At 66.6% G+C, this 2,829-nt stretch carries 2 protein-coding genes; both read right to left on the reverse strand.

Annotated features, from left to right (window positions below; genetic code table 11):
• The coding region (locus tag AC5P09_RS51560; protein WP_493880570.1) for an IS630 family transposase at positions 1–572 on the reverse strand (572 nt) is incomplete at its 3' end.
• Positions 573–1,284: 712 nt separating this feature from the next.
• A complete protein-coding gene (locus AC5P09_RS51565; RefSeq protein ID WP_493880569.1) occupies positions 1,285–2,709 on the reverse strand; it encodes an IS1380 family transposase in 1,425 nt (474 codons plus the stop codon).
• Positions 2,710–2,829: the final 120 nt, after the last annotated feature.

Below are 2,829 nucleotides of genomic sequence, written 5' to 3' on the forward strand. Positions count from 1 at the left end.
ACCGGCTGGGTCCGGTCCAGAGCCTGCACCTGCGTCTTCTCGTCGACCGACAGCACCACGGCGCCACCGGGCGGGGCGAGGTACAAACCGACGACATCGGCGACCTTCTCCGCGAACGCCGGGTCTTTCGAGATCTTGAAGGTGCCCGAGCGGTGCGGTTTCAGGTTCTCCTCACGCCAGATGCGGGCGATGTAATGCCACGACACCGAGACGCCCTCCCGCCGCTTCAGATGGTCGGCCAGCGTCCGCGTCGACCAGTGCGACAGGCCGGATTCCGCCGGCGGCGACATCCTCGTCAAAGCGATCACCCGAGCCCGCACACGCGGCGGTACCTGGGTACGCGGCCCGCCACGGCGCTTCTCCTCCAGACCGGCAAGGCCCCGCTCCGCATAACGGGCCTTGCAGCGGTCCACCGTCAGTGGCGCCACACCGGCGAGTTCGGCAATGTCCTTGCGCCGCCGCCCCTCACCGGACCACAACACGATCCGTGCACGAAGCGCCACATCGGCCGGAACATCCCGCGACCCGGCCAACTCCCTTAGTTCCGCCATCTGTTCAGAGGAGAGATCCATACCAGACTCAACGATCACAGGAGCCTCAGGTTCCACGAACAGGATCACAAGACACTAGTACGAGCCGGTCCGCCGGCGAGTCCCGCACCGGTACTCGATCCCTCGCGGTTTCCGCCGCTTCGGGACACTCCCTCTCCCTGCCCATGAGGCAGGACTTTCGGGACTCGCCTTCCCACGTTCCACGCGAAAGCAGCAGACCAGGCTCGCGTCGCCTCCATGCCGGGCACCGTCTGGCCAGTAGACGGGTGTCCGCCAGACTTGTCCTGGAGCCATATCTACACCCCCAGTTTCGATGCCATCTGAATACGTTTTCGACACGTCATCAGCGATTCGCTTGCGCTCGCCTTCCTGGTCCCCACCTGACGCCTCATGGGCGCCTTTTCCACATCGCTCACCACGACGGTCTTCAGCCAACGCAGCATGTGGCGGTTTGAAGCCTCCCCCCGCAGGGCGGCTCCGAAGGGCCTACCTTCATCTTTCACGCAGCACCGAATTCAAAGAGGTGCCAACCTACATTCCTGAACCTCTCTTCCCGCGTTCGCCTCGATCCTTCAGGGGTGATCGTTGCCGCATAGGGTGATTGCTTCGCCCTGTTTGTCCTCGCTGTTCGCGGTCAGGGTCTTCGCGTGTCGCTGCGGCTGCGCCGGGTTCCACGGTCCCGGGTGGTGCGGGGCTCTCCTTCCTGGTCTTCGTCGGGGCGGGCGCCTGCTCGTCAGGTGACGGCGGTCAGGCCGGTCAGGCGCTGCCAGGCCAGGACGAAGGCGGCTGCCCAGGGCCAGTCGGGGGCGAGGCGGAGGTGCCGGCGGCGGGCGTGGGCGGTGAGGCGGGCGGGCAGGTGGTAGATCCGGAACCGCATGGTGTCGGGTTCGGCGTGGGCGAGTTCGTCCTGGTCGTGCAGGGCCAGGAGGCGGAGCCAGGCGTCGAGGTCGGCGGCGAGGTTCGCGGCGAGCATCCAGCCCTGGTTCGTGGTGAAGGATTTCGAGGGCAGGTTGTGCAGGCCCATCGCTTTGTTCGTACGGACCCGGTCTTCGACGACCGCGTGGTGGCGGTGCAGGGCGTCCAGCCACTGTGCTTGATGGGAGCCGGGGATCCGGGTCATCTTTCGGATGTTGGTGGCGATGACCGAGTACTTGAAACCGGTCTTCTTCTCGAAGTCGGTCAGGTTCGCGAGGTGGCGGCTGGAGGGCTTGACCCGGCGGACGATCAACCTCAGTCCCCTGCTCCAGCCCTCGCGTGTGCTCAGACCGCTCAACTCCGCGACTCCGTAGTCCTCCTGGAGGGTGCCGTTCTGGTTCAGGGAGACCTCCCAGGCCGTCTCGGGCAGGCGGGCGATGGCCTGTTCGTCGAGGTCGGTGATGGTCCAGCCGGTGGTGAAACGGACCGTGCGCCGACGGGTGTTCAGGGCGATGAGGTGTTCGTGCAGACCGTGTGTCGCGTCGGCGCCGTCGACGCGGATCAGGAGCTTCGCACTGGAGGAGCCGGGGATCTGGGCGAGTGCGTCAGCGAGCACGGTGATGTGGTCTGTGACCGTGTTGCTGCCGGCGTTGCCCGGCCTCAGCAGCATCGCCAGACACTCGCCGGTGTTCGCGCACCAGGCGGCCAACGGATGAAAGCCGAAACTCTTCTTCCAGGTCGCCCGCGCTTGTTCCTTCTTCGAGGCGGCCGTGATGATGGTGGCGTCCATGTCGACGATCACCCAGTTATGCAGGCGTTTCCCGGCGACGGTGAGCCAGGGGAAGCCGCCGGGACGCAAGGACAGCCACGACCACACCACCCGGCGGACCCGCGCCCGGACACGGGCGATCGCCGCGAGCCGGTCGGCATCGCACAGGTCCAGGGTGCGGTGCACCGTGGAGTCCGAGACACCTGGGCCGGTCATCCGCTCGTGGTGCAGGGCGAGTTGTTCGGCCTCCGCCACGCTGCGGGCGCCCATCGCTATGGATAGCGCCAGCTGGACAAAGACCACCGCCCGATCACGCCACCCCGCCCCGCCCGCCGGGAACACCCCGGCCAGTGCCTCCGTCAGCCCCGACCGGTCCGCCAGCCGCCGCAGCAGCACCACCCCGGCATGCCCGACCAGCCCTTTCCCGTCAGCCCCTACCAACAGCCTCCGGTCCCACCCTGTACGCTCGCTCACCAGAAAGGTGTCCTGATCCTTGCAACCGATGCTTCCTCGACAGTCGCATCCTCGCAGGTCAGGACACCTTTTCTGCTACCGGATCGTCAGACCGCACAATTCCGCTGAATGGCCAGGGTT

This window comes from Streptomyces sp. a15 (genome assembly GCF_059026085.1).